19 protein-coding genes and 1 tRNA gene are annotated in these 25046 nt (G+C 65.2%); 11 read left to right on the top strand and 9 right to left on the bottom strand.

The window, feature by feature from the left end:
• Nucleotides 1-12 precede the first annotated feature (12 nt).
• The 3 genes from ACIPPQ_RS16665 to ACIPPQ_RS16655 are packed head-to-tail and all read left to right on the top strand — an operon-like array spanning nucleotide 13 to nucleotide 3395.
• The gene (locus ACIPPQ_RS16665) at nucleotides 13-2247 is read left to right on the top strand and encodes a TonB-dependent receptor (RefSeq protein WP_446545185.1); all 2235 of its coding nucleotides are present in this window, start codon (nucleotides 13-15) and stop codon (nucleotides 2245-2247) included.
• Between the two features lie 19 nt (nucleotides 2248-2266).
• Nucleotides 2267-2839 carry an NADPH-dependent FMN reductase gene (locus tag ACIPPQ_RS16660; RefSeq protein ID WP_446545184.1) on the top strand — a complete coding sequence of 191 codons (573 nt, stop codon included), beginning with the start codon at nucleotides 2267-2269 and terminating at the stop codon, nucleotides 2837-2839.
• 37 nt (nucleotides 2840-2876) lie between these two features.
• Entirely contained in the window at nucleotides 2877-3395 is a 519-nt protein-coding gene (locus ACIPPQ_RS16655; protein ID WP_446545183.1) for a MarR family winged helix-turn-helix transcriptional regulator, read from the top strand.
• Between the two features lie 74 nt (nucleotides 3396-3469).
• Here ACIPPQ_RS16655 and ACIPPQ_RS16650 read toward each other — a convergent pair whose 3' ends face one another.
• Both ACIPPQ_RS16650 and ACIPPQ_RS16645 read right to left on the bottom strand, forming a co-directional pair.
• The gene (locus tag ACIPPQ_RS16650) at nucleotides 3470-3892 is read right to left on the bottom strand and encodes a DUF2147 domain-containing protein (RefSeq protein ID WP_446545182.1); all 423 of its coding nucleotides are present in this window, start codon (nucleotides 3890-3892) and stop codon (nucleotides 3470-3472) included.
• On the bottom strand, nucleotides 3889-4746 hold the full coding sequence (locus ACIPPQ_RS16645; protein WP_446545181.1) for a metal-dependent hydrolase: 858 nt from the start codon (nucleotides 4744-4746) through the stop codon (nucleotides 3889-3891). The genes ACIPPQ_RS16650 and ACIPPQ_RS16645 overlap by 4 nt, the downstream gene beginning before the upstream one ends.
• A gap of 187 nt (nucleotides 4747-4933) precedes the next feature.
• On the opposite strand from ACIPPQ_RS16645, the gene ACIPPQ_RS16640 reads away from it, so the two are divergent.
• Nucleotides 4934-5566 (top strand): TetR/AcrR family transcriptional regulator, encoded by a 633-nt coding sequence (locus ACIPPQ_RS16640; RefSeq protein WP_446545180.1) that lies wholly within the window; start codon nucleotides 4934-4936, stop codon nucleotides 5564-5566.
• Nucleotides 5567-5585: 19 nt separating this feature from the next.
• Here the strand turns inward: ACIPPQ_RS16640 and ACIPPQ_RS16635 are convergent, their stop codons facing one another.
• Both ACIPPQ_RS16635 and ACIPPQ_RS16630 read right to left on the bottom strand, forming a co-directional pair.
• Entirely contained in the window at nucleotides 5586-6581 is a 996-nt protein-coding gene (locus ACIPPQ_RS16635; protein ID WP_446545179.1) for a FecR family protein, read from the bottom strand.
• Nucleotides 6578-7120, bottom strand: coding sequence for an RNA polymerase sigma factor (locus ACIPPQ_RS16630; RefSeq protein WP_446545178.1), 543 nt, complete (start codon nucleotides 7118-7120; stop codon nucleotides 6578-6580). The genes ACIPPQ_RS16635 and ACIPPQ_RS16630 overlap by 4 nt, the downstream gene beginning before the upstream one ends.
• Before the next feature lie 330 nt (nucleotides 7121-7450).
• Between ACIPPQ_RS16630 and ACIPPQ_RS16625 the strand changes: the two genes are divergently transcribed.
• From ACIPPQ_RS16625 to ACIPPQ_RS16615, 3 genes are all read left to right on the top strand, one after another.
• The gene (locus tag ACIPPQ_RS16625; RefSeq protein WP_446545177.1) at nucleotides 7451-10681 is read left to right on the top strand and encodes a TonB-dependent receptor domain-containing protein; all 3231 of its coding nucleotides are present in this window, start codon (nucleotides 7451-7453) and stop codon (nucleotides 10679-10681) included.
• Between the two features lie 221 nt (nucleotides 10682-10902).
• Nucleotides 10903-11382 carry a hypothetical protein gene (locus tag ACIPPQ_RS16620; RefSeq protein WP_446545176.1) on the top strand — a complete coding sequence of 160 codons (480 nt, stop codon included), beginning with the start codon at nucleotides 10903-10905 and terminating at the stop codon, nucleotides 11380-11382.
• A gap of 343 nt (nucleotides 11383-11725) precedes the next feature.
• Nucleotides 11726-14017 (top strand): hypothetical protein, encoded by a 2292-nt coding sequence (locus ACIPPQ_RS16615; protein WP_446545175.1) that lies wholly within the window; start codon nucleotides 11726-11728, stop codon nucleotides 14015-14017.
• Nucleotides 14018-14033: 16 nt separating this feature from the next.
• On the opposite strand, the gene ACIPPQ_RS16610 is transcribed toward ACIPPQ_RS16615, so the two are convergent.
• From ACIPPQ_RS16610 to ACIPPQ_RS16600, 3 genes are read right to left on the bottom strand one after another with little or no spacing between them, the layout of a single operon-like run.
• Complete coding sequence (locus ACIPPQ_RS16610) at nucleotides 14034-14978, bottom strand: DUF4886 domain-containing protein (protein WP_446545174.1); 945 nt, start codon at nucleotides 14976-14978, stop codon at nucleotides 14034-14036.
• A 1-nt stretch (nucleotide 14979) separates the two neighbouring features.
• Nucleotides 14980-18057 (bottom strand): TonB-dependent receptor domain-containing protein, encoded by a 3078-nt coding sequence (locus tag ACIPPQ_RS16605; RefSeq protein ID WP_446545173.1) that lies wholly within the window; start codon nucleotides 18055-18057, stop codon nucleotides 14980-14982.
• 40 nt (nucleotides 18058-18097) lie between these two features.
• Entirely contained in the window at nucleotides 18098-19438 is a 1341-nt protein-coding gene (locus tag ACIPPQ_RS16600) for a dicarboxylate/amino acid:cation symporter (protein ID WP_446545172.1), read from the bottom strand.
• A 199-nt stretch (nucleotides 19439-19637) separates the two neighbouring features.
• Between ACIPPQ_RS16600 and ACIPPQ_RS16595 the strand changes: the two genes are divergently transcribed.
• Complete coding sequence (locus tag ACIPPQ_RS16595; RefSeq protein ID WP_446545171.1) at nucleotides 19638-21392, top strand: sensor histidine kinase; 1755 nt, start codon at nucleotides 19638-19640, stop codon at nucleotides 21390-21392.
• Nucleotides 21389-22726: a sigma-54-dependent transcriptional regulator gene (locus ACIPPQ_RS16590; protein WP_446545170.1), complete on the top strand. Its 1338-nt coding sequence runs from the start codon at nucleotides 21389-21391 to the stop codon at nucleotides 22724-22726. Before ACIPPQ_RS16595 ends, ACIPPQ_RS16590 begins: the two co-directional genes overlap by 4 nt.
• A 32-nt stretch (nucleotides 22727-22758) precedes the next feature.
• On the opposite strand, the gene ACIPPQ_RS16585 is transcribed toward ACIPPQ_RS16590, so the two are convergent.
• Both ACIPPQ_RS16585 and ACIPPQ_RS16580 read right to left on the bottom strand, forming a co-directional pair.
• Nucleotides 22759-22834, bottom strand: a tRNA-Thr gene (locus ACIPPQ_RS16585).
• A gap of 77 nt (nucleotides 22835-22911) precedes the next feature.
• A complete protein-coding gene (locus tag ACIPPQ_RS16580) occupies nucleotides 22912-23784 on the bottom strand; it encodes a hypothetical protein (protein ID WP_446545169.1) in 873 nt (290 codons plus the stop codon).
• A gap of 63 nt (nucleotides 23785-23847) precedes the next feature.
• On the opposite strand from ACIPPQ_RS16580, the gene ACIPPQ_RS16575 reads away from it, so the two are divergent.
• On the top strand, nucleotides 23848-24420 hold the full coding sequence (locus ACIPPQ_RS16575) for a NifU family protein (RefSeq protein ID WP_446545247.1): 573 nt from the start codon (nucleotides 23848-23850) through the stop codon (nucleotides 24418-24420).
• 26 nt (nucleotides 24421-24446) lie between these two features.
• Nucleotides 24447-25040 (top strand): malonic semialdehyde reductase, encoded by a 594-nt coding sequence (locus ACIPPQ_RS16570; RefSeq protein ID WP_446545168.1) that lies wholly within the window; start codon nucleotides 24447-24449, stop codon nucleotides 25038-25040.
• The last annotated feature ends 6 nt before the right edge of the window (nucleotides 25041-25046 follow it).

Raw genomic sequence — 25046 nt, 5'->3', positions numbered from 1 at the left:
GGGACAATGCGAATGAAAAGACTGCTTTGCGGCGGGGCGATGGCGCTCGCCCTCGGAACGCCGGCCCTTGCGCAGGAGGCGGCGGCGGATGGTGCCACCGCGCGCGACGACCAGACGATCATCGTCACCGCGACGCGCCGCGAACAGACGCTGCAGGAGGTGCCGATCTCGGTCGCGGTGGTCAGCGGCGACCAGATCGAGAAACAGGGCATCCTGCTGTTCGACGATGTCCAGGACAGCGTCCCCAACCTCCAGATCGACCGCACCAACGGCAATTTCGCGATCACGATGCGCGGGCTCGGGGCGGGGACGGGCAATCTGTCGTTCGAGCAGTCGGTCGGGCTGTTCATCGACGGCGTCTATTTGAGCCGCTCGCGCGCATTCCAGAACCCGCTGCTCGACGTGCAGCGCGTCGAGGTCGTGCGCGGGCCGCAGGGCGCGCTGTTCGGGAAGAACACCAACGCGGGCGCGATCAGCGTCGTCACTCGCCGCCCGACGCGCACGTTCGAAGGCTTCGTCCGCGCGAGCGGCGAGGTCGAGCAGGGCGGCTGGAACCTCGAGGGCGCGGTGTCGGGTCCGATTTCGGACACGCTCAGTGTCCGCCTGACCGGCCGTGCGGGCGCGATCGGCGATTTCATGCGCAATACGATCACCGGCCGCGAGGAGAATGGATCGCGCTACGAGGCGGTTCGCGGGCAGCTTTTGTGGGAGCCCACCGACGCTTTCGAGGCGCTGGTCAAGGTCGAGCATTCGTCGAACCGCATCGACGGCGGGACCACGGTTTTCAACAACATCGGAAGCGCGGCCTGCGCGCTGTGCAACGCGGTGCGCAATTCGGGCGCGGACGTCCCCGAATATCCATCGTTCCGCCGCGCGGCGCGGACGATCAATCCCGAATATGACGACACCAAAACGACGATGGCGCAGCTGACGATGAACCTCGACGTCGGCGACTGGACTTTCACCTCGGTCACTGCCTGGCAGGATCTCGATGGTGGGGTGAACTCCGATTATGACGGGCCGCTCACCTTCCTCGAATCCGACATCACCGAACAGTCGAGTTCGCTGTTCCAGGAAGTGCGCGCGCAGCGCGAGATTGGCGACGGCGGCTCGTTCATCGCGGGCCTGACCTATATCGACACCGACCTCCACATCCAGCAGGCGTCGCTGTTCGGCGCCGCGAGCGTCGGCTTGCCGCTGCCGCTCAACGGGCTGTCGACGCGCCGGTTCGACCAGAAGGGCAAGAGCTGGTCGCCCTTCGCGTCGCTCGAGGTGCCGGTGACCGAACAGATCATGCTCAGCGGCAGCCTGCGCTATTCGGACGAAAAGCGCCGCGGGCGCGCGCGCTCGTTCAACAACGGCGTCTTTCCGCCGACCTATCTGACCTACGACATCACCGAAACGCGCAAGGAGAGTCTGTGGGATTATTCACTGCGTGCGCGTTACGAGTTCAGTCGCGACGCCTATGTCTATCTGAGCTATGCGACGGGGACCAAGGGCGGCGGCTTCGTGTCGAACGACGCGCTGCTCCTTTACAATATCCGCAACGGCTTCGCGACCTTCCAGTTCGATTCCGAACGCGCGCGCTCGTGGGAAATCGGCGGCAAGTTCCGCTTCCTCGACGGCAAGGGACAGTTCAACATCGCGCTGTTCCGTACGAACTTCAGCGACCTTCAGGTCTCCGAATATAATGGCACCGCCTTCATCACCGGCAACGCCGCCTCGGCCATTTCGCAGGGGGTGGAGGTCGACACCGACATCGGTATCGGCGACAACTGGCGGATCGGCGGCAGCCTCGGTTACCTCGACGCGCATTACAAGGATTATCCCGGCGGGGCCTGCCTCTACGATGCGCCGCCGACCTGCACGCCCCGTACCAACAATCTCGCCGGAACGCGGCTCGTGCGGGCGCCCGAATGGACCGCGAACGGCTTCGTCGAGGCGCGATATCCGGTCTCCGGCAACCTCTATGCGCTCGCCCGCGTGTCGGCCAACTACCAGTCGCGTTCCTTTTTTCAGCCCGACATGAATCCGCTCAATTCGCAGCCGGCCTTCACCAAATATGACGCCCGCATCGCGGTCGGGCGTGAAGACGGTCCATGGGAAGTCGCGCTTGTCGGTCGGAACCTGACCGACAAGGTCACGATCACGCAGGCGTTCAACACGCCGACGTTCGGCGGGAACAGCCATATGGCGATGGTCGGGGCGCCGCGGACGGTGACGCTGCAACTGTCGCTCGACTTCTGACAGCGAAGGGAGAGGCGGAATGGAGCGGCCCGAACTCTTGCTGCTGACCGGAGGCATCCGCACGGGCTCGCTCAACGAGAAGCTGATCGGTTGCGCGGCGCAGACGGCGGATGGGCGCGGGTTGCGGACGACGCGGCTGTCGCTCGCGGACTACCGCCTGCCGCTGTTCGGCACCGAAGCGCTGACGATCGACGAGGTGCCCGAGGCGATGGCGCTCAAGGCGATGTTCAGCCGGCACGACGCCGTGATCATCGCGAGCCCCGAACATAATGGTTCGGTCACCGCGATGCTGAAGAACGCGCTCGACTGGATATCCTGTCCGGGAGAAGGCGAGGCGGCGCAGGCCTATGGCGCCTTTCGTCGCAAGCCTTTCGCGCTGCTGTCGGCATCGTCGAGCCCGTTCGGCGGGCTGCGCGGTCTGTCGCAGCTCCGCCATATCCTGACTACCGTGAAGGCCTGGGTGGTGCCCGAGCAGCTCAGCGTGCCGCACGCCCATCGGGCGTTCGACGCGGCGGGCCATCTCTCCGACCCGTTCCTTCAAACGTTGCTGGACGAGCTGGTCGAGGCGGTCGCGGTCGCGGTCCGGCGCTAGGCGGCCTTCCGTTCGGCCGCTTCCCGGGGAAAGAAAGATGATGAGCGATCAGCGGATAACGATGGATTATTGGGCGTTCGACGACAGTATCGGCTATCTCGCCCGTCTGATCTTCCGTTCCTTTTCCCGGCTGCGCGAACAGCATACCCGCGAATATGGCATATCGTCGGGTCAATGGACGTTTCTGCGCCAGCTTTGGCGCGAGGACGGGATCAGCCAGCGTGAACTCAGCCGCCGGATCGCGATGCGCGACCCCACGACGGCGGTTTCGCTCCGCACACTGGAACGCGCGGGGCTGGTGCGCCGCGACGTCAACCGGAGCGACCGGCGCGAAATACTGGTCCATCTGACGCCGCGTGGCAGGAGCCTGGAAAGGCAGCTTTTGCCGGTAACCGCCGAAATCCACGCGCATGCCACCCGCAATATGTCGGATGCCGAAGTCGATGCGCTGGGCCGGCTGATGCTCCATGTGATCGCCAATCTGGCCGCTGCGGACCCCGAACTTCGGAGCAGTCGGCAAAGCCCCGCCCGTGCCGATGCGCATGACAACCGCTGAACGCCGGATTGGGCGGACCTGTCGCCGTCGGCCATGGAAAACGCGCGGTGCCGCCCCGCCGCGAGCGTCCGCGCTCAGCTTATCTTCGACCAGATTTTGGTGCGGCAGAAAAACGCCACGCAGCCTTTGAGTTCCAACCGGCCGTCGGGAAGGAGTTTCAACTGACCCCGCGGAGCGCCGTCACCCGATTCCGGGTCGTAGACCGGGCCGCCTTCCCATGACTTCGGGCCGCCCTTGAAGCCGTTCAGGACGACGAGGCCCTTGATCCGGCGCTGGCGAAGCTTCGGGTCCGAATTGCGGACGTCGCGCAGGTCCGGGTTGCCGCGCAGCCTTTGCGCGTCGACGATCTTGCCGCAGAAGGCGGCGCCGCAACGATAGATTTCGACGCGCCCGCCCGCGCTGCCGGTCGACCAGATGCCCGCGATCCCGCTGGCAGAGGCGGGAGCCGATATCGTCGCGGCCACTGCGGCGATCGCGGCGAGAGGCCAGCGCGTCATGCCATTTGCTCCCTGGCTTCACCGGCGTTCAGAAGCGCGAGAGCCTGCGCCAGCAGTCCGCGATCGTCGAGGTGCCAAGGATGGAAACCGGGTCGCATATAAGTGAACACGCCGGCAAGGAGATGACGCATCAGGCCGTCACGGCCATAGAGATACGCGAGCAGGGTCCGCCATGTCCGCGCATTGTTCAGCCCGTCCTGGCGCAGCAGGTCGGCGGTGTTGCGAAAGATCACATAGTGGAACCGGACCGTGGTGACGCCCATCACGACGCTGCGCTTCAGCCAGCGGCGGAATGGCGAGAGGTCGCGAGCGGCGTGCAGATAGGTGTCGAAGGCGACGGCCTTGTGCTCGATTTCCTCGATCGCGTGCCAGCGCCATAGCCGGCCCGCCTCCTCGCTCGCACCGCCGAGATGGTGCGGATTGGCAAGCGCGTCGTGCGCGAGCGTCGCGGTGAAATGTTCGAGCGCGCAGGTCGCGGCGAGCTGCTGGAGCGGCGACCGGCGTTTGACCCACGCGATCGTACGGCGCGCGCGGTCCTCAAGCGGAGCGATGTCGAACCCGACATCCTCGGCCTGCCGATTGAACACCACATGTTCGCGCGAGTGCATCGATTCCTGATAGAGGAAGTCGTCGATCTGGCTGCGCAGCGGCTCCGATGTCCCGCTCCGGTAGTGGCGCACCGCCGTCATGAAGAATTTCTCGCCGACCGGGAAGGTCGACGACAGGGCGTTGAAGAAGGCCGTGCGACCGGGGTCGCCGCCATGCCACCAACGCGGCGGCGGAGTCTCGCGCCCGAATTTGAGGTCGCGCTTCTCGATCCTGAGATTGTCGGGTGTTTGCGTCTGCGAAGGCATAAGGGGACTCCACGAATCAACATTAACATCAATGTATATATATCGATCAACGACGATGCGCAACACCCGGCAAATATCCTCGCACGCTGCCGTTCGTCGCGCTTTTGGGGCAGAGTTATGACAATCGGGTGCCTTGCGCTAAGGACTCCCCGAAGAAACGGCCGGTGGGGGCAAAAGGATGAGCCGAATGTACAAGCAGGCGCGGCCGCATCAGAAACGGCGCAAGCGGTCGGGGGCGGAGGTTCGCGAGGAAGGACTCGCCGCCGCCCGCCGATTGCTGCTCGACCGCGGGCCTGCGGCGGTGACGCTCGCCAATATCGGCGAAGAAATCGGCATGTCGCACGCCAATGTCATCCATCATTTCGGATCGGCGGCGGGCCTGCAATCGAGCCTGATGGGATCGATGGTCGCCGACCTGACGACTGCGCTCGACGATGTGGTCGACCTTCTGCAGACCGACACCGCGGCGCCGCGGACGATTGCCGACCGGGTCTTCGACGCATTCGGCAAGGGCGGGGCGGGGCAGCTTGCGGCGTGGATCGTCCTGTCGGGCGACGTCGGGCAGCTCGATCCGGTGCGCAAAGCGGTGCGCGAACTCGTCGACGCGCTGATCGCGCGGTCGCAGCAGGAGGCGGCACCCGAACGCGTTCGCGCTCTGGTGATGATGATGGCGGTTTGTGCCTTTGGCGATGCGGTGATCGGGCCGCACCTGCGCGCCATGCTCGACCAGGGGGATGACGCGATGCGCGACCTCGTCGCGCATATCCTTCCCCTGTTCCTGGTGCCGTCGGGACTTTTCCCGCCGCCGGAACCGGCGTGAATCGCGACCGGGCTGTCCTTCAAGGTTCCGCGCTGAGCAATATTTCGTCGCCTGTCGTCGAGACGCGGCGCGCGATCCCGTTGAGCTCGAGCGCTTTCACAAAACCATCGACGTCGCCGGCCTGGAACACGCCGACGATTTCTCGATCGGGAACGCGCTGCCCCTCGAAAACCAGCTTTCTCGTCGAATAGCGATTCATGTCGTCGATCGCCCGCGACAGCGGGTCGTGCATGAAGATCAGCCGGCCTTCGGTCCAGCTCGTTTCCTTGTGGACATCGACGCGGGTGAGCGTCCAGTTGCGGTCGGCGCCGATCACCAGCTGACGGCCGGGTACCATGTCGGTGCTGTTGCCCGAACCGGTCGCACCCTCGTCGACGCGGACCTTGCCCTCGGTCAGGATGACCGCGATATTGCCCTTTTCCAGGCTGACTTCAAAGGCGGTCCCCACCGCGCGTACGCGCTTGCCGCCGGCGCTGACGATGAACGGCCGCGACGGGTCGCGCGCGACGCGGAAAAATGCCCGGCCCCCCACCAACTCGACGAGCCGTTCGCTGGGCGTGTCGCGGAATCGCATCGTCGTCTCGGAATCGAGCACCACATTCGACCCGTCGGCAAGCGTCAGGTTCGTGCGTTGGCCGGTTCGCGTCTGGAACGCCTGCTCCTGCCGTTCGACGCCGGTCCCGGGCCAGAATTTCGGCGCAACCGTCCAGCCGACCGCTGCCATGAGGAGAAGCGACGCGGCGAGCGCCAGCCACCGCGCACGCGGGGCCGCGGGGGCGGTGGCTTGCTCCTCGGGTTCGGGACGTGCCGCAAGCGCGGGATCGCCCGCCGCGGTGCCGGCGATGATCCACGCCCAGTCGATCTGGCCATAAGCCTCGCGATGGGCGTCCGACCGCGCAAGCCATTCGCGAAAGCGAAGATCGTCGTCGACCGTCATGTCGCCCGACAGCCGCAGGTTGAACCAGTGCGCGGCTTCGGCGCGCAGCGTGTCGCGGATGGACGGGTCGCCGGTCATCGGCCGTCCTCCATCTGCTCGGCAAGCCGGACCAGCGCGCGGTGCATGAGTTCCTTCACCGATTCCTTCGAAATCCCCATGCGGTGCGCGATGGCCTGATAGGTGAGGTTCTCGAAACGGTGCAGCTCGAACGCTTCGCGCGCGCGCGGCGGCAGGCTGAGGATCGCGTCGACGACGCGCCGATATTCCTGCTGGCCGATGGCGATGCGTTCGGGCGAAAGCTGGTCGGCGACCTCGATGCCGTCCCTCCACTCATCCTCGAGCAGCGCCGATCGCGAGGCGAGCTTGCGGTATCGGCTGATCAGGACATTGCGCGCGGTCGCGAACAAGTATCGCTCGACATTGTCGATCGGGGCGCCGAACTGCGCGGTCTGCAGCCGCAAGAACACGTCCTGCACCAGGTCGTCGACATCGGCTTCCTGCGCGCGGCGCCGAAAGAAACGACGAAGCGCCGGGCCATAGGCCGTCATCCATGTTTCCAGATCGCGGTCCTGGTGCGGCAGCGGCATTGTCAAGACATATCCCGAAAGCGCGGGCATGGCCATTGGCTCCAAAGCATTGGTTTCATTGCGGCAGCATCCCCGAACCCATCCCGGTCCCCGATTTGGTCGTCCTCGATTTTTGGATGAGGCTCATTTCACAGACGCGCGAAACGCCCGATGGGGGGGAGGCAAAGAGCGGTGTGGGAAAAATATTTCGCAGATGCAGCAAATTGACATTAACATCGGTGAAAATTTTTGCGTCCTATCCCCCTGATTCCGGACGTGATGCGTCTACAGGATTGCGCTCGGTACGGGCGTCGAGACCGGGGATAACCCCGGCGGATATTTGGTTCAGGGAGAGGGGACATGCGCCTTTGGGCATGTGATTTGCGTAAGCTTTTTCTCGGCGGCGTTGCGATCGGCAGCCTCGCTCTCGCGTCCGCGCCGGCACTCGCACGCGACGCAAACGTCAAATATCATATCCCCCCGCAATCGCTTGCCCGCGCGCTGCGCGATTTCGGCCTGCAAAGCGGCATGACGATCATGGCCGACGGGCTGATCGTCCATGGCAAGCAGAGCGCCGGGTTCAGCCTGCGTTCGGATCCTGAAACGGCGCTGCGGACGCTGCTCAAAGGGACGGGGCTCAGCTATCGCCGCGAAGGCAATATCTTCGTCCTCCAGCCGGTGGGAAACCCCAATCCGCCGACCGCCACCGCGGAAACGGTGGACGATACCGAGATCGTCGTGACCGCGCAGAAGCGCGAGGAAAAGATCAATGACGTGCCGATCGCGATGTCGGCCTTCACGCCGCGTGCGCTCGACGAAAAGAAAATCGAGGGCGGGGCCGAACTGGTGCGCGGGGTGCCCAACGTCAATTTCACGAAAAGCAACTTCAGCGGCTATGATTTCACCATCCGCGGTATCGGCACAAAGGCCATTTCGGCCTCGAACGACCCGGCGGTGGCGGTCAGCTTCAATAACACGCCGCTCATTCGCAACCGCCTGTTCGAATCGGAATTCTTCGACCTCGAACGCGTCGAGGTGCTGCGCGGGCCGCAGGGGACCCTCTATGGCCGCAATGCGACCGCGGGCGTCGTCAATGTGATCCCGGCGCTACCCGACGACCGCTTTGGCGGCGAAATAAAAGGCGAAGTCGGCAGTTTCGAGACGCGCCGCCTTTCGGGTATGCTCAACGTCCCGATCACCGATACGCTGGCGGTGCGCGTCGCCGGGGCGATGACGAAGCGCGAAGGCTTCGACTACAACAGCTTTACGCAGCAGCGCGTCAACGGCCGCGACCTCTGGTCGACGCGGGCGTCGATCCAGTGGGAACCGAGCGACCGGTTCCGCATCAACGCGATCTGGCAGCATTTCGAGGAAGACGACAATCGCTCGCGCACCGGCAAGCAGCTTTGCACGCGCGATCCGGGCGTGACGCAGGTAGGCAATATCGCGGTACCGGAATTCCTGCAGGCGCGGTTCAGCCAGGGGTGCCAGTCGGCCTCGCTCTACGGCGACGCTGCCTTTGGGGCGCCCAATGCCAAGGCGCTGGCCTTCGTGCTGTTCCCCGAGGTCAATATGCAGATGGGGTTCGACCCGTCGACCACGCCGCGCCGCCCGGTCTTTCCGATCACGCGCAATTTCGACCCCTTCGGCAACGTCGTCCAGTCGCGCGACTTCCGCGAGATCGAAACCAGCTATGATCCCGTTTTTCGCGCCAACAACGATGTTTTCCAGCTCAATATGGAAATCGGCCTCGGCGACAGCCTGACCTTCGTGTCGCAGAGCGCTTATGCGCATGATCGCTATTATTCGTCGCAGGATTATAACCGCTTCGTCTCCGCTCCGGTGTTCAACAGCTCGACCGGGCTGGTATCCAACGCGATCGGTGCACCGCGGCCCGTGGTCGGCGCCGGGCCGACGCCGGGAGGCATTTATACCGACCCGCAACTGGGGCCGTCGAACCGCATCCTCGCGGTCGATCTCAGCCGCTCGCGCAATCGCCAATGGACGCAGGAGGTGCGGTTGCAATCGGCATCCGACGGCCCGTTCAATTTCAACATCGGCGCCAATTATCTCGATTTCAAATCGCAGGATGACTATTTCGTCTACAACAACCTGTTTTCGCTGATCGGCGAATATTTCTACAATCGCGTCGGCAATACGGGGGAGACCCGCAATTGCGGCGTGGGCACGGTAACCGCCCGCGAATGCGTCTGGGTCGATCCCAATCCGATCGGTGAGGGACCCGAGGACGGCCATAATTATTTCCGCAGCAAAAATCCCGTGCGCACCAAGTCCAAGGCCGTGTTCGGCGAACTCTATTGGCAGGCGGCCGATGACCTGAAGCTGACGCTCGGCCTGCGCTATACGCGCGACGAAAAGACCGCGACGCCGGTTCCCAGCCAGTTGCTGCTCGGTTCAACCGAAAACGACCCGACGCGCGGCGGCACCGGAACGGGCGGTTATATCAACCGGGGCTTCCGCGAGTTGCCCGACATCAAGCAGAAATGGAACGCCGTCACGGGGCGGCTGGTCGTCGACTGGAAGCCCCGGCTTTCCTTTACCGACGATACATTGCTCTATGCGTCGGCTTCGCGCGGCTACAAGGGCGGCGGCGCCAATCCGCCGCGCGCCGATATCAACCCGACCGTGGTCCAGTACCAACCGCTCGCCGAGACGTTCAAACCCGAATATGTCACGGCGATCGAGATCGGGACGAAGAACAGCTTCGACGGGGGGCGGTTCACGCTGAACGCGTCTGCCTTTTACAATATTTACCAGGATTATCAGATTTCGCAGATCGTCGATCGCATCTCGCTCAACGAGAATTTCGACGCCCGAACGTGGGGGCTGGAAATCGAGACGGCGTGGCGGCCGTCGCGCAATTTCCGGCTCGATGCGACGCTCGGCCTGCTCGACACGCGGATCGGCAAGGGTGCGCAATCGATCGACGTCATGGACCGGACACAGGGCAATTCTGACTGGATGCTGCTGCGCCCGTGGATCCAGGTTCCGTCGAACTGCGTCGCGCCCACGGCCCTTGTCCAGCGGATTTTGGGTTTCGGCGGTGCGACCGAAGATCTCAAGACCTTGATGCTGTCCGCGCTTTGCGCCGGGTCGGCGCGCTGGGGCACGTTCAATCCGGCGGTGTCCAACGTCCAGCCGGCCTTCCGTTTCGACCAGCTCTTGGGCTTCACCTACAATCCGCTGACCGACGCGCCGAACGGGGGCAGGGGTTTTTACGCCGACCTCGGGGGTAACGAACTTCCGAATGCGCCGCATTATACCTTCAATATCGGGGCGCAATATACGGCGTTCCTCGAAGGCGGTGACTGGACGCTGACCTTCCGCGGCGATTATTACCGGCAGGGCAAGAGCTTCGCGCGCGTCTTCAATACCGAATATGACCGGCTGCGCGCGTGGGACAATGTCAATCTGGCGGTGACGCTGGCACGCGGCGAGGGCGACTTCGCGCTCCAGCTCTATGTCAAGAACCTGTTCGACAAGGCGCCGATCACGGGCACCTTCACCAACAGTGACGATACCGGGCTGAGCACGAACATCTTCACCCTCGATCCGCGCATCGTCGGCCTCAATGCGACGGTGAAATTCTAGGGCAGTATCGGGCCCTCTCCTGGGGCCGCCGCTTCGAACCGGGGCGAAGCGGCGGCCTCCATTGTCGGCGACTGTCCTTGGTGCAGCATCGACAGAAAAGTGTGTTGATTTCGTGGAATATCTGCGCCCGCTATCCCCCCTCTTTCATGCCATTCGCGTCATAGTGATTGAAAGGCGTTCGGCCTTTCCAAAGCAACACAGACACAGGAAGAGGAAGTGCCATGAAGAAATTTGCAATGGCCCTGATGGGAACCGCCGTAGCGCTCGCCATGCCGATGGCAGCTCATGCTCAATCCTTCTCGACCGTCGACAGCAGCGGTTCGGTATCGGGCAGCGGCAGCGCCAATCTGGAGCAGTCGGTCAATGTGACGTGCGACGTCGGGCTCAGCGGCTCGGTGAGCGCGAGCACGATCTCGATCACCTCGCGCAGCGTCTCGCCGGGCGATTTCCTTTGCATCGCCGTCGTGCCGTACGGCACCTGGTCGGCGGCCGTCGTCTCGGGCGATGCGACGAAGATCGACGTCACGATGGGCGCCAATACGGTCGCCAACCAACCCTGCTACGGCACCGTCCGCGGCGACTGGGACAATGTCGGCAAGATCCTGTCGATCACCAGCAAGACGCTGCCGCCGGTCAACCCGGCGCACGACACCTGCACGATCCATCAGGCCGACATCTACATTCCGAACCTGAACCTGTAACGCCGACTTTCGGGCAGCGACCGGGGGGCTGACGGCTCTCCGGTCGTTTTCGCGATCCGACGCGTTATGAGAAATGTTCGGACAATGGACGGGGCACAGCGCCAGGGACGCGGCGCCCCATCGTTCGTTGGTCCGGTCCGGTCCCTGTTCCCGGTCCCACTGCCGATCGTTTATGCCGACCCTGTCATGCTTGCCGACCCCTCCCTCCACGGCGCTTCATCACTCGCCCCAACACACGGGTGATGAACAGCAGGACAGGGTTGGCAACGGGCGGTAGAGGGATGGAGGAAGTTGATATCGGGCTTTACGGCGAATGATGGGTAATCCGTCGCCAGATGGCGATGTGCCCCGGACATTCCGCTTCGGCCGTTTGGGCCTTGCGGCGGTTCTGGGTTGTTCCTGGCTTTGGTCCCTTGCTCCGTCCACAGCGCAGGAACAGACCGGAAACAACCGGTCGTCCGGGTCCGGTGGCGAAGCGGTTCCGGTCGGTGGCGATGAGGAAATCGTCGTCACCGCCCGCTATGGCGAAGCGCTGGTCGAACCCGAGACCGAGTTGGACGAGCAACAGATCGCGGCCTATGGCGCCTATTCGATCGGCGATCTCGTGCGCAGCATTTCGCGGCTTACCGGCCGCCCCGACGAACAGCCCATCCTGTTGATCAACGGCGAACGGGTCGATGCGGTCCAGGACCTTGCCGGCTATCCGCCCGCAGCGCTCCAGCGCTTGGCGATCCTTCCCCCCGAAGCGGCCGGACGATATGGATATGCGGGCGACCGGCGCGTCGTGAACCTCGTCCTCAAGAAATATTTCGTGTCGTGGGAAACGCAGGCCGGCGTGAAACTGCCGACCGCCGGCGGGCGCCACGGTGCGAGCCTGTCCGCGGGCCGGTTCGTCATCGATGGCAAGGCGCGATGGAATGCGCAGGTCCAGCTGTCGAGTGAAAGCGCGCTGTTCAGGAGCGCGCGCGCGCCGGCATCGCGTACCGTCGATGGCTCCGATCCCGACGATTATCTGTCGCTCCTCCCCGCAACGCGCCTGTTGACGGCGACGCTCGGCCTTTCGCGGCCGATCGGGCCGCTGGCCGGATCGTTCAGCCTCAGCGCCGGGACGAACAGGAGCCGGCAGGGCCTAGGGATCGTCAGCCAAGATTTGGTGGCGGGCGGAGCCGAGCGGTTGTCGGGCAGACAGAATTCGAAAAACCTTGGCCTCGCCATGACGTTGTCGGGATCGGTCGCCGGCTGGCGCGCGATTCTCAATGCTAGCTATGCACGCGATTGGTCGACTGGCGCCATAGATCAGTCCGACGATACCGCGGGCGCCGGATTCGTCACCAACCGCACGCGCGCACGGGGTGAAAATCTGGCGGCGCGGCTCACTCTGGGCAAATCGATTGCCGTATTGCCCGCCGGGCCGCTGGCAGCGAACATGTCGATCGGGATGAACCGCAACCGGTCGTGGAGCCGGTATGAAGACGGGTTGGCAGGTCGCGGCGCGGTGGTCCGGTCCGGGCGCGACCGGTTCGACGGCCGGTTCGCCCTTGTCGTGCCCGTCGCGAACCGCAAGGAAGACGTGCTGGCGTTCCTCGGCGACCTGTCGCTCGACATTGCTGCGGGCGTGGGGCTGGGGCGGCACGAACCGCCGCAGCCGCGGATCGAGCTGGGCGCCAACTGGAGCCCCGTTCCCGCGTTTCGCATCAATGCAGAGACGAGCTTTGCGAAACTGGCGCCTCCGATCGAGCAATTGAATGCGCCCTACCGCGAGGAGGTCAGGCGGGTTTATGACTTCGCAAGGCAGGAGATCGCCGAGCCGATCTGGGTTACGGGCGGCAATCCGGAACTGGGTTCGGGCCGGCGCCGGGCCTATGCGCTCGGCGCGACGCTGCGTCCGTTCGATCCGCGGCTGCTCATGCTCTCGGTCGAATATCGCAAAAGGGTTTCTACCGGCGGCGCGGGCGGCTTCCCCGGCGTAACGCAGGCGGTCGAAAGGGCCTTTCCCGACCGGTTTGTCCGCGATGCGTCGGGGCGGCTGATACGCGTAGACGCGCGCGCCATACGTATCGTCCGCGACACGACCGAGCGGCTCGACAGCGCGATGACGCTTTCATTTGTACCGGGGGCGAAAGCGGCGGCCGCATCGACCGATCCGCTTGCCGCCGCCAGGCTTTGGAACCTGTCCCTCACGCTCAACCATGGCTGGCATTTGCGCAGCGAGTTGGTGACCAGCGCGGACTTCCCGCCGATCGACCGTCTCCGCGGCGGGACGGCGCAGTCGCGGCACAATGTGGGGTTGCAGCTGGTCGCCGGGCGCGCCGGCTTCGGGGCGACGCTGGACGCAAGCTGGCAAAGCGGCTTCCGGCTTCGCGATACGGGTGTGAACGACGGCGGACGCGATTATCGCTTTGCTGCGCTGTCGCTGGTGAACCTGCGCCTCCACGCCGAACCGGCCCAGCTGATGCGGGATGCGAACAAGCCGCGCTGGCTTTCGGGCCTCCAGATCTCGCTCGACATCGGCAATCTTTTCGATGCCTACCGTCGCGCGACGCTCGCTGACGGAAGCACGCCGCCGGGCTATGAACGTTATGAAGTCGATCCGCTCGGCCGCACGGTGCAGTTGACCGTCCGCAAGCGGTTTTAGGTCCCGGCGCTCCGTTTCAGCGCAAGCCGCTTTTCTGGTCCTGCAATTCGTCGCGCGCGACGCGTTGCAAGGCGGCCGCCTGCGCATCCGACAGCCCGAGCTCGTCGGCGCCCTTTTCCCCGGGACCGAGCCTCGTCGGATCGACGCCGGTGATCGCGCCGAAGGTGACGAGCGCCGACAGATAGGAGCCGGCGACGCTCGCGTGATAATGGTCGTAGGCCCACAGATCGAGCTGGCCATAGGCGATGCCGTCATAGGGGTTCGGGTCGGCGACGCCGGTCGCCATCGCGCGGCTCCAGGCCTGGCCGACCGGCACGACGCCCGCCACGGACGGATTGGCGGCGCGTGCACGGTCGGCCGCGGCGCGGAGGTCATCGGCCATCGCCGTCACCGGCTTTCCGTACCAATGCCCCCCGGGTTTGTACGTCTGGTCGGCGCGCGTCCATGTCGACGCAAGCCGGATGTCGACAGCAGGATTGCGCGCCTTGAACAGCGCGGCGAGCCGGTCGACATTGCGCATGTAATTGGCGGGATCGCCCGGCTTGTCGCGGTCGAGCGTGCTGAATTCCTGCAGCACGACGATGTCCCACTTGCCGTCGAACAGCTGGCGCCGCTCGTCATAGTGGAAGCCCAGCGACTTGCCGCCCTGCGTTTCGAGGCTGACCCGGTAATCGAGCCCCGCCTGCTCGGCGAACAGTTTGAACAGCGCGGGCACGCCGCCGTAACCGGCGCTGTTGAGGTCGGTGACCGACCCCGCGCGCCAGTTGCGCGCCGCCGAATGCGCGCCCTGCGTGAAGCTGTTGCCGATGAACAGGATCGTCTTCGGTTCCGCTTTGGGTGGTGCGGAGGGGATCGCGCCGGCGGTGGTCGGCGCGGGCGCGCTCTCCTTTGCCGCCCCCGCCGGCGCGATGGCGAGCGCGGCAGCGCCGATCAGGAACCAGATGCCGTGCCCGTTTTTCATATCAGAACTCCGCCGTGACCGAGGTGTACCAGTAACGTCCATAGGGGCTGTAGAGCGACCCCAGATAGCCTTCGGACGTCAGCGGCGGTTTTTCGTTGGTGATGTTGCGCACCCCGACGCGCCAGCGCATGTCGCCGCCGAGCCCGGCGTCGTCGCGAATGCGGACCTGCGCATAGAGATTCCCGGTCACCTGCGACTTCACGCGCCAGGGATTGCCATCCGTATCGACGAAGGCGAGTTCGTCGACCGCCCCCGTGTAGCGCGCGAACGCCCCGATCTGGAACTGGCCGAGCGACCAGGTCAGCGACGCGGTGCCGCGCCATTTCGGGCGCCCGTTCGCCTCGATCAGATTCTGCGATTCGGGGAGCGGGGTCGCGGCGTTGATGTCGCCGTTCGCGCGCGCTTCGACGAGTGTATCGACGGCATCGCCGGGCGCGCGCGAGAATTTCAGCAGGCGCGTCGCGTTGACGGCAAAGTCGAACTTGCCGACGTCGGTCTTCGGCGACTGCCAGTAAAAGGCGAAGTCGAGCCCGCGCACCGTCTGCGGCTGGAGGTTGATGAACTGGTCGCGCACCGTGGTGATGCGGCCGACCGGTGCGATGCCGGTGCCCGCGAATGCGGTCACATCGTCGGCGTTGGCGGCATCGCGAATGACGTTCGGGTTCGACGATCCCTGCAGGCGCAGCAGATAGTCGAGCGCGATCGCGGTATCGTTGCCGAGGATGCCGACGATACCCTTTTGCTTGATCGACCAATAGTCGACGGTGAAGGTCATGCGTCCGAGGTCGGAGGGCAGGAAGGTCGGCTCGAACACCGCGCCGAGATTATAGTTGGTGCTCTTCTCGGGCTTGAGGTCGGGGTTCCCCGACACGCGGCGCGAATAGCCGACATTGTTGCCGCAGGCGTTGAAGTTGGCGATCCGTCCGGCGCGCAGGTCCACCTCGCAGCGCAGGAAGTCCTGGCTGGTCGCGAGGCGCGCATATTCGACCGCGTTGACCTGTTCGAGGTTCGGCGCACGGAACCCCTGCGAGAAGGAGCCGCGCAGGCGGAAGCCGTCGACGACATCCCACGCCGCCGCGACCTTCGGGCGGGCGACGCTGCCGAAATCGCTGTAATGTTCGTAGCGACCGGCGAACTGGATATCGAAACGCCGGACGAGCGGGATATTCATCTCCTCCGACACGATCGGCACCGCGAGTTCGGCATAGGCGGCCGCGACGGTGCGCTTGCCATAGGTGTCGGGGTTGTCGCTGACCGCCGCGGCGTCGCTGATCGTCACCGCGCCCGAGACGGCGTCGACGAAGGGGCTCGATCCGTCGACCGCCGAATCGCGGTCGTCGCGCTGTGTTTCGCGCCGTACCTCGAGGCCGAAGGCGACGCCAAGGTCGCCGCCGGGCAGGGTGAGCAGATCGGCGCGCGAGGCGCGGAAATCGCCCATCGTCAGCGTCGTCTTCGACCGGCGCTGGAGCTGGAAGGTGATCGCGTCGAGCGCGGCCTGCGAACTCGGCGTGCAATCGCCCGAGCTCAGGCTGTCGATGCAGCCGCCGTTGAACGGGTTGTACGCGTCGGGGGTCGCGAGCGCGAGGCTCTGCTGGAGCGCCGAACTGCGCACGGCGAGGCTGCTATCGACCGCCGAGGCTTCGGAATAGACGAAGGCGCTGTCCCATTTGAAACCCGCTGCCTCGCCGCGCACGCCGATCAGGCCGCGCAACTGCTCGCCGGTCACCTTCACCCGCTGCGGCCCGGTATCGACAAAGCGATAGGTGGTGAGCAGCACCGGCAGGCCCGCGGCGGGCACGTTGGTCAGATTCGCGATGCGGTTGGGATTGGGCTGGCCATTGATCGTCGCCGCACCGAACGGATTCCAATAGTTGCTCGCCGGAATCCATATCTGGTTGAGGTTGATCACCGGCGGCTGGATGCGGATCGTGTTCGACCGGTAATAGCCGAACTCGCCGAACAGCGTCAGATCGTCGGTCAGGTCATAATGGCCGTTAGCGAAGGCGTTGTAGCGCTTCACGCTAGGCATCACCGTCGTGCCGACCGCGGTGTCGTAGCGCAGGTTGCGGAAGGCGCCCGTCGTCGCGAGCGCGGTGTTCACGAGGCAGAGGTCGGCGGTGAGCTGCTGGGTGCAGCCGCCGAGGCTGGTCGGGCGCACGGTGAAGGCGCCCGCCGCGGTGGTCAGGTTGGTCGTGCCGCGACGCGGCCGGCCGCCGGTGACCGGGACCATCAGAGCGGGCCAGGCGCCGCGCGTTGCGCGCGCATCGGGGGTCGTCGACCCGGCGAAGCCCGGATAGTCGGCGAACAGCGGGCGCAGGTCGGCCGAGGCCGTGAAGTCCTGATCTTCGGCGCGCAGCGCCGCGCGGTCGGTATATTCGAACGACACGGTGATGTTGCCGCGGTCGAAGCTCTTGCCGGCCAGGATATTGCCCTGGAATTCGCGCAGGTGCGTGCCCTCGGCACCGCCGTATTGGCCCTGGAGCCGGAGACCGTCGTAATTGTCCTTGAGCACGGTGTTGACGACGCCCGCGACGGCGTCCGAACCGTACAGCGCCGCGGCGCCGTCGAGCAGCACCTCGAGCCGCTGGAGCCCCGTCGTCGGGATCGCGTTCGAATTGTAGCTGAGCACCGGGACAGTGCCGGTATCCGACAGCCCCTGGCTCGCGGGATGGGTGACGATGCGGCGGCCGTTGAGCAACACGAGCGTGTTGCCGACGCCGAGCGAGCGCAGGTTGACCGAGCCGACGTCGCCGCGCGCCGCGTTGCTCGTCTGCGCATTGTTGCCGGGGTTGAAGCTGACATCGCCCATTTGCGGGATGTTGCGGAGCAGTTCGTCGCCGCTGACCGCGCCGATCGCGTCGATCCGGTCCTGTCCGACGACCACGACGGGCAGCGCTTCGGTGACGCGCGCGCCTTCGATGCGTGTGCCGACGACGACGATGTCGTTTGCGGCCGCGGTATCATCCGCTTGCGCTTCGCTGTCCGCTGCCGCGCCGCTGTCCTGCGCCCGGGCCGGCGCGCAGGCGAGCAGGCAGATCGCCGTGCTCGTCAGCAGCATTGCCGATTTCGTACCTCTCATTGTCATCCTCCCTGTTATTTTTTCCGGACCTCTTCGGCCCCTAATCCATATCCTGTTCGACCGGCGGCGCGGCGATGCCGGGCGCGGGCTGTCCGTCGAGCGCCAGCCGCAGCTGTTCGCGGTCGAGCGCATTGTCCCAGCGCGCGACGACGACCGTCGCGACGGCATTGCCGATGAAATTGGTGAGGCTGCGGCATTCGGACATGAAGCGGTCGATGCCGAGGATCAGCGCCATGCCCGCGACCGGGACCGACGGCACGATCGACAATGTCGCGGCGAGCGTGATGAAGCCCGCACCCGTCACCCCCGCGGCGCCCTTCGAACTGATCATCGCGACGAGGAGCAGCGCGACCTGATCGCCGAGCGACAGTTCGACATTGCACGCCTGCGCGATGAACAGCGCGGCAAGCGTCATATAGATGTTCGTGCCGTCGAGATTGAACGAATAGCCGGTCGGTACGACCAGCCCGACGACCGACTTTTCGCAGCCCGCGCGCTCCATCTTCTCGATCAGGCTGGGCAGTGCGGCTTCGGACGAGGAGGTGCCGAGTACGAGAAGCAATTCGGCCTTGAGGTAGCGGCAGAGCTTGAGGATCGAGAAGCCATTGAGCCGGGCGACCACGCCGAGCACCCCGAGTACGAAAATGAGCGAGGTCAGGTAGAAGGTCGCGACGAGCTGCCCGAGGTTGACCAGCGATCCGAGGCCATATTTGCCGATCGTGAAGGCGATTGCCCCGAACGCCCCGATCGGCGCGGCGCGCATCAGCACCGCGACGAGCCGGAAGACGACGATCCCGATCCGTTCGAGCAGGTCGAGGACGGGTTCGGCGGGCTTGCCGACCATCGACAGCGACAGGCCGAACAGGATGGCGACGAACAGCGTCTGGAGGATCGAGCCTTCGGTGAATGCCGACAGGAAGGTCGTCGGGATGATTTCGAGCAGGAAGCCCGTCAGGCTCGCCTCGTGCGCCTTTTTGTCGAAATCGGCGACCGCGCTCGCGTCGAGCGTCGCGGGGTCGATGTTCATGCCCGCGCCCGGCTGGACCAGATTGGCGACGATCAGGCCGACGATCAGCGCAAGGGTCGAGAAGAAGAGGAAATAGGCGAAGGCCTTGCCTGCAACGCGGCCGACCGAGGCGATTTCCTTCATGCCCGCGATGCCCGTGACGACGGTCAGGAAGATCACCGGGCTGATGATCATCTTTACCAGCTTGATGAAACCGTCGCCGAGCGGCTTGAGCGCTTCGCCCCAGACGGGCCAGAAATGGCCGATGATGGCGCCGAGCAGGATGGCCACAAGGACCTGGACATAGAGGTGGCGATAGAAGGGTGTCCTTCCCGCCGGCGTCTGTCCAATGTCCTGAATTGCGATTGCGGCCATGCGCTCCATCTCCCGGCACGGCTTTGCGCCGCTGCTTCGGGCGATTTTATGGGCGAGCTTGCGGGCACACCAAGCGCCTTCTATTTTCTAATCAATCATTTGATAAATAAAGAATAATGTTGAATTTTGATAGAATGGTTGCGGTGATTTGTGTGATTTTCCGCTTAGTCATTCATCATTTGTGCGATAATCCGCACAAATGATGAATCCGCTCCAGCCGATTGATTCGCGTGCGCCGGGTGCCGGGCGGCGGCTTGGCTGGGCCGCGGCATTGGCGGCGCTGCTGCTGGCGGCCATCGCCTTCGCGGCCTTCGGATGGGCAGGGGGGCACGCGCGTGTTGCATCGGACATTGCCGCGGCGCAGCAGGCGCGAAGCGCGGCCAGCCGCCTCGCGGGCGAGCTTCAGAAATTCCGCCTGCTGCCGCTGGTGCTGATCGAATATCCCGATGTGCACGACGTGCTCGGCGGCGGCGACGCCGCGACGGTCCGTCGCATGAACAGCAAGCTGGAGCTGCTTGCCGAACGGACCGATGCCGCGGTTATCTACCTCATCGCGCACGACGGCCGGACGATCGCCGCCAGCAACTGGCGCGAGCCGCAGAGCTTTGTCGGGCAGAATTACGGCTTTCGCCCCTATTTTCGCGACGCGATGGCCAAGGGCGGCGCCGAATTGTTCGCGCTCGGCACGGTCAGCGGTCGCCCCGGCCTGTTCATCGCGCGCCGCGTCGAAGAGGCGGGGCGGACATTGGGGGTGATCGTCGTCAAGGTCGAATTCGACCGGCTGGAGGCCGAATGGGCGCGCCAGCCGCTGTCGACCTTCGTCGCCGACGACCATGGCGTCATCATCATCACCAGCCGCGACGACTGGCGGTTCCGGACCCTCGCGCCGATCGACGCGCCGACCCGGGCGGCCATCCGCGCCGCCTTGCAGTTCGGCAATCTGCCGCTCACGCCGCTGCCGCTGACGCGCGACGGGGGCACCTGGACCGGCCCCGCTGTCCGTTATCGCGAGGCGGCCGTCGCGGTGCCGATGGCGGGGGCGCGGCTTTATGCCTTCCAGCCGCTGGCACCCGCCGAAGCCAGCGCGAACGCGACCGCGCGGACGGCGATATTGATCGCGTTCATCCTGCTTGCTGCGCTCCTGATCTGGGTGTTTCGCGCGCGCGAAAAGCGGCGGTTGCAGGCGGAGGCGCGCCATATGCTCGAGATCGAGGTGGCCGCGCGGACCTCCGATCTGGTCGACGCGAACCGGCGTTTCCGGGCGGCGCGCGAAGAACTGGCGCAGGCGAGCCGGCTTGGTACGATCGGCCAGATCACCGCGGGCGTCGCGCACGAGATCAACCAGCCGGTCGCGGCTATCCGTGGCTTCGCGGAAAATGCCGGGAAATTCCTCGATCGCGGCGACGCGGGCAAGGCGCGCGACAATCTGGGGACGATCGTGTCGCTGACCGAGCGGATCGGTGCGATCATCGCCGAATTGCGCAGCTTCGCCCGCCGCACCACACCGACGATGGGGCCGGTCGAGATCGACCCGGTTATCGACGGCGCGCTCCTGCTCGTCGGCGATCGCATCCGCGAAAATGGCGTGATGATCGAGCGGGTGGGGGAAACGGCGGGACTTCGCTGCATCGCCGACCGCGTGCGGCTGGAACAGATCCTCGTCAACCTGCTCCAGAATGCGCTCGATGCGCTTGCTGGCCGTGCCGATCCGCGCATCCGGATCGAGACGGCGGCGGAAGCCGAGGTCGTCATCACTGTCGCCGACAACGGGCCGGGGGTCGATCCCGACGTCGCCGACAATCTCTTTACCCCCTTCGTCACCGGCAAGGCCGACGGTCTGGGACTGGGATTGGGGATCGCGCGCGATATTGCGCGCGAATTCGGCGGGACGCTCGACCATATCGCCTCGCCGATGGGCGGCGCCGCGTTCAGGCTGGTGGTGCGCCGGGCATGAGCGCGTTCGTCACCCGCCAGCACATCATCTTCGTCGACGACGATGACGCCTTGCGCGCGGCGACGACCCAGTCGCTCGAACTCGCGGATATCGAGGTCCGCGCCTTCGCCGAGGCCGGGGCGGCGCTGGCGGAAATCGACGAAGGCTTCGCGGGTGCCGTGATCACCGACATCCGGATGCCGCGCATCGACGGGCTCGAGTTTTTCGCGCGCATCAGCGCGATCGATCCCGACATCCCGGTCATCCTGATCACCGGACACGCCGACGTCCCGATGGCGATCGGCGCGCTCAAGGGCGGGGCCTTCGACTTTCTGTCCAAACCCTATGCGACCGATCATCTGGTCGCGTCGGCGCGCAAGGCACTCGAAACGCGGCGGCTCATTCTCGACAACCGGATGCTGCGCGCCGCCGCCGAAACGAGCGTCGACAGTCCGCTGATCGGCGACAGCCCGGCGATGGCGCAGTTGCGCGCGACCATCCTGCAGATCGCGCGCGCCGACATCGACGTGCTGGTCGAGGGCGAAACCGGCACCGGCAAGGAACTTGCGGCGCTGCTTCTCCATCGCAAGGGGCCGCGTTCGGGGCGCCCGTTCGTTGCCGTCGATTGCGCTGCGCTCCCCGAACAACTCGCCGAAGTCGAGTTGTTCGGCCACGATCGGGGTGCCGCCGGTTACGGCCCGGTCGCGCGCGAGGGGCGGATCGAGCAAGCCGATCGCGGCACTTTGTTTCTCGACGGCATCGACAATATGCCGCTCGCGATCCAGGCGAAGCTGTTGCGTGTGGTCGAGGAGCGGAAGGTGCAGCCGATCGGTGCGACCGAGCCGCGATCGGTCGACCTTCGTATCGTCGCGTCGGCGCGGAGCGACTTGCACGAGGCGGTTCGCGCGGGGACGTTTCGCGAGGATTTATTCTATCGCCTCAACGTCGTCCGGCTGCGGATGCCGCCGCTCCGCGAGCGAAGGGCCGACATCCCGCAACTCTTCGCCCACTTCGTTGAGGAGGCGGCGGGGCGCATGGGAGGGCAGGATTTCAACATGGGCGACGTCGCCCGCCGCCACCTGATCGAGCATGACTGGCCGGGGAATGTCCGTGAGCTGCGCAATTTCGCCTATAGCGAAGTGCTCGGTATCGCGCCGCGTGTGGCCGCGACCAGCGAGGCGATGCCGACGCTGCCCGAACGTGTCGCGCAGTTCGAGGCACACGCGATCCGGGACGCGCTTGCGATCACCGGTGGCGATGTGGCGGCAACGCTGGCGATATTGCGGGTGCCGCGCAAAACGCTGTACGACAAGATTGCGCGCCACGGGATCGAGATCAAAAGCTACCGGCAATGACGATCGATGGGGAGGCCGCGCGGGGCGGGAACTGGTGCCGGCTGTCAGACTCGAACTGACGACCTACCGCTTACAAGGCGGTTGCTCTACCAACTGAGCTAAGCCGGCGCTTCTGCGCCCCCCTAAGCATTTTTCGGCCGGATGGAAACATCTGACGTTCGCAAAATGCGGGAAGCCGGAAAGCCTCAAATAATGCCAAAGGTCCAGCCTTCGGTTTTTGCCAGCGCGTCGGTGAGTGGGGCGGGACTCCAGCGTGCCGCATCGGTTGCGATCGCGCGCAGCCAGGCGGCGGTCAGCAGCGCGTCGCTCGCATGGTCGCTGACGGGGCCGCGAAGGCCGGTTGCCGGTGATCCCAGAATCGCCAGCGCGCCGTCGAGCGCCGCGCCGTCACGGATCTTGCTGCGCCCCGCCGGCACGCCCGCCGCGCGCGCCGCTAGGCTGGTGTAGATTTCGACGAGCAGCGGGCCTCGGTCAGGTACGGGGTCGATCGGCCAGAGCGGTATCCGGCCACCCAGCCGGTGCAGCAGGCGCATTCCCGTAAGGCTCGCCTTGCCGACCTGGGCCGCGCCGACGAGGTTGAAGTTGCTGACGCTCGCGGCCTGCTTCGTCGCACGCTGATGCTGTTCGACGACGCGCAAACGGCCCGCGCCGGCCTCGAACAGGTCGCCGACGTCGCCCCGGCCGTGGCGGAAATGCCGGTGCGCTTCAGGGTGCGCGAGGAAGCCGCCGATTTCATGGTGCGGATCGGCATGGGCAAGCCGCTCGACGAGTGACCACAATGTGCGGATATCGCCCGGGCTCGCGGGCCATTCGGGAAAATAGGCGCGCCGGTCGGCGAAGGCGAAAGCGGCCGAAAAATCAAAGCCGATCAGCATGTCTTCGCCCGCCGCGGCCATGCTCTCCAGCCAGTCCAGCACTTCGGCTCGCGACCAGATATGCCCCGGCCGCACCAGCGTGGGCGCCGCCGCGCCGCTCGCAACCGCGAGTGCGATCCCGCGCTGACGCGCGCCGCGGGCGCCCGACCAGTCGATGGCGGCGAAATGGGTGAAACGGCGCATGGGCGCGCCTTAGCGCATCCAACTCATCTTGCACAAAGCCACTCTGCGCCCCACATGCACCCCATGCTCATCGAAACCGAATCGACGCCCAATCCTGCGACGCTCAAATTCCTGCCCGGCCGGGCGGTTATGGAGGCGGGAACCCGTGATTTTGCGAGCCCTGAAGAAGCCGAGGCGTCGCCGCTTGCGAGCGCGCTTTTCTCGCTCGGCGACGTGACGGGCGTCTTCTTCGGCCGCGATTTCGTCTCGGTGACGATCGCGCCGGGCGCCGAATGGGTCGATGTGAAGCCCGACGTGCTCGGGATCGTGATGGATCATTTCCTTGCCGACGTGCCGCTGTTCAACGCGGCGAGCGCGGGTTTTTCGGTTCCGGCCGAGGATGAAGGCTTTGCCGACGACCCCGCCGACGCCGACATCATCGAGCAGATCAAGGAACTCATCGAAACGCGCGTCCGCCCCGCGGTCGCCAACGACGGTGGCGACATCGTCTATCGCGGTTTCGACAAGGGCAATGTGTACCTCAAGATGCAGGGCGCCTGCGCCGGATGCCCGTCGTCGACCGCGACGTTGAAGAATGGCATCGAGTCCCTCTTGAAACATTATGTTCCCGAGGTAACGGCAGTTCACGCCGTCTGACCAATTCCACTCCAGGAGATTGCCCCATGAGCGAGCCGCTTTCCGACAGCGCTCTCGACCAGCTGTTTCGTACCGCGCGCACCTATAACGGCTATCTCGACAAGCCGGTATCGGAAACGCAGCTGCACGCGATCTGGGATCTGGTGAAGTTCGGCCCGACGAGCGCCAACAGCCTGCCGGCGCGGATCGTCTGGTGCGTGAGCGACGCGGCGAAGGAAAAGCTGGCGGCGCTTGCGATCCCGGGGAACGAGGAAAAGATCCTGAAGGCGCCGGTCACCGCGATCATCGCGAGCGACAATGAATTTTACGAACATCTCCCCGAATTTTTCCCGCACACCGATGCGCGGAGTTGGTTTGCGGGCAACGAGGCGCACGCCGCCACGACGGCCTTTCGCAATTCGAGCCTTCAGGGCGCCTATTTCATCCTGGCCGCGCGCGCGCTCGGCCTCGACACCGGGCCGATGTCGGGCTTCGACAATGCCGCGGTCGACGAGGCTTTCTTTGCCGACCAGCCGAATGTGAAGAGCAATTTCATCTCGACCCTCGGCTATGGCGACCCGGCGAGCATCTTCGAGCGCAGCCCGCGCCCGGATTTCGCGCGCTTCAACCGCATCGCCTGAGCGAAG

This window comes from Sphingopyxis sp. LARHCG72 (assembly GCF_052871675.1).
This window is presented reverse-complemented; position numbering and strand designations above follow the sequence as displayed.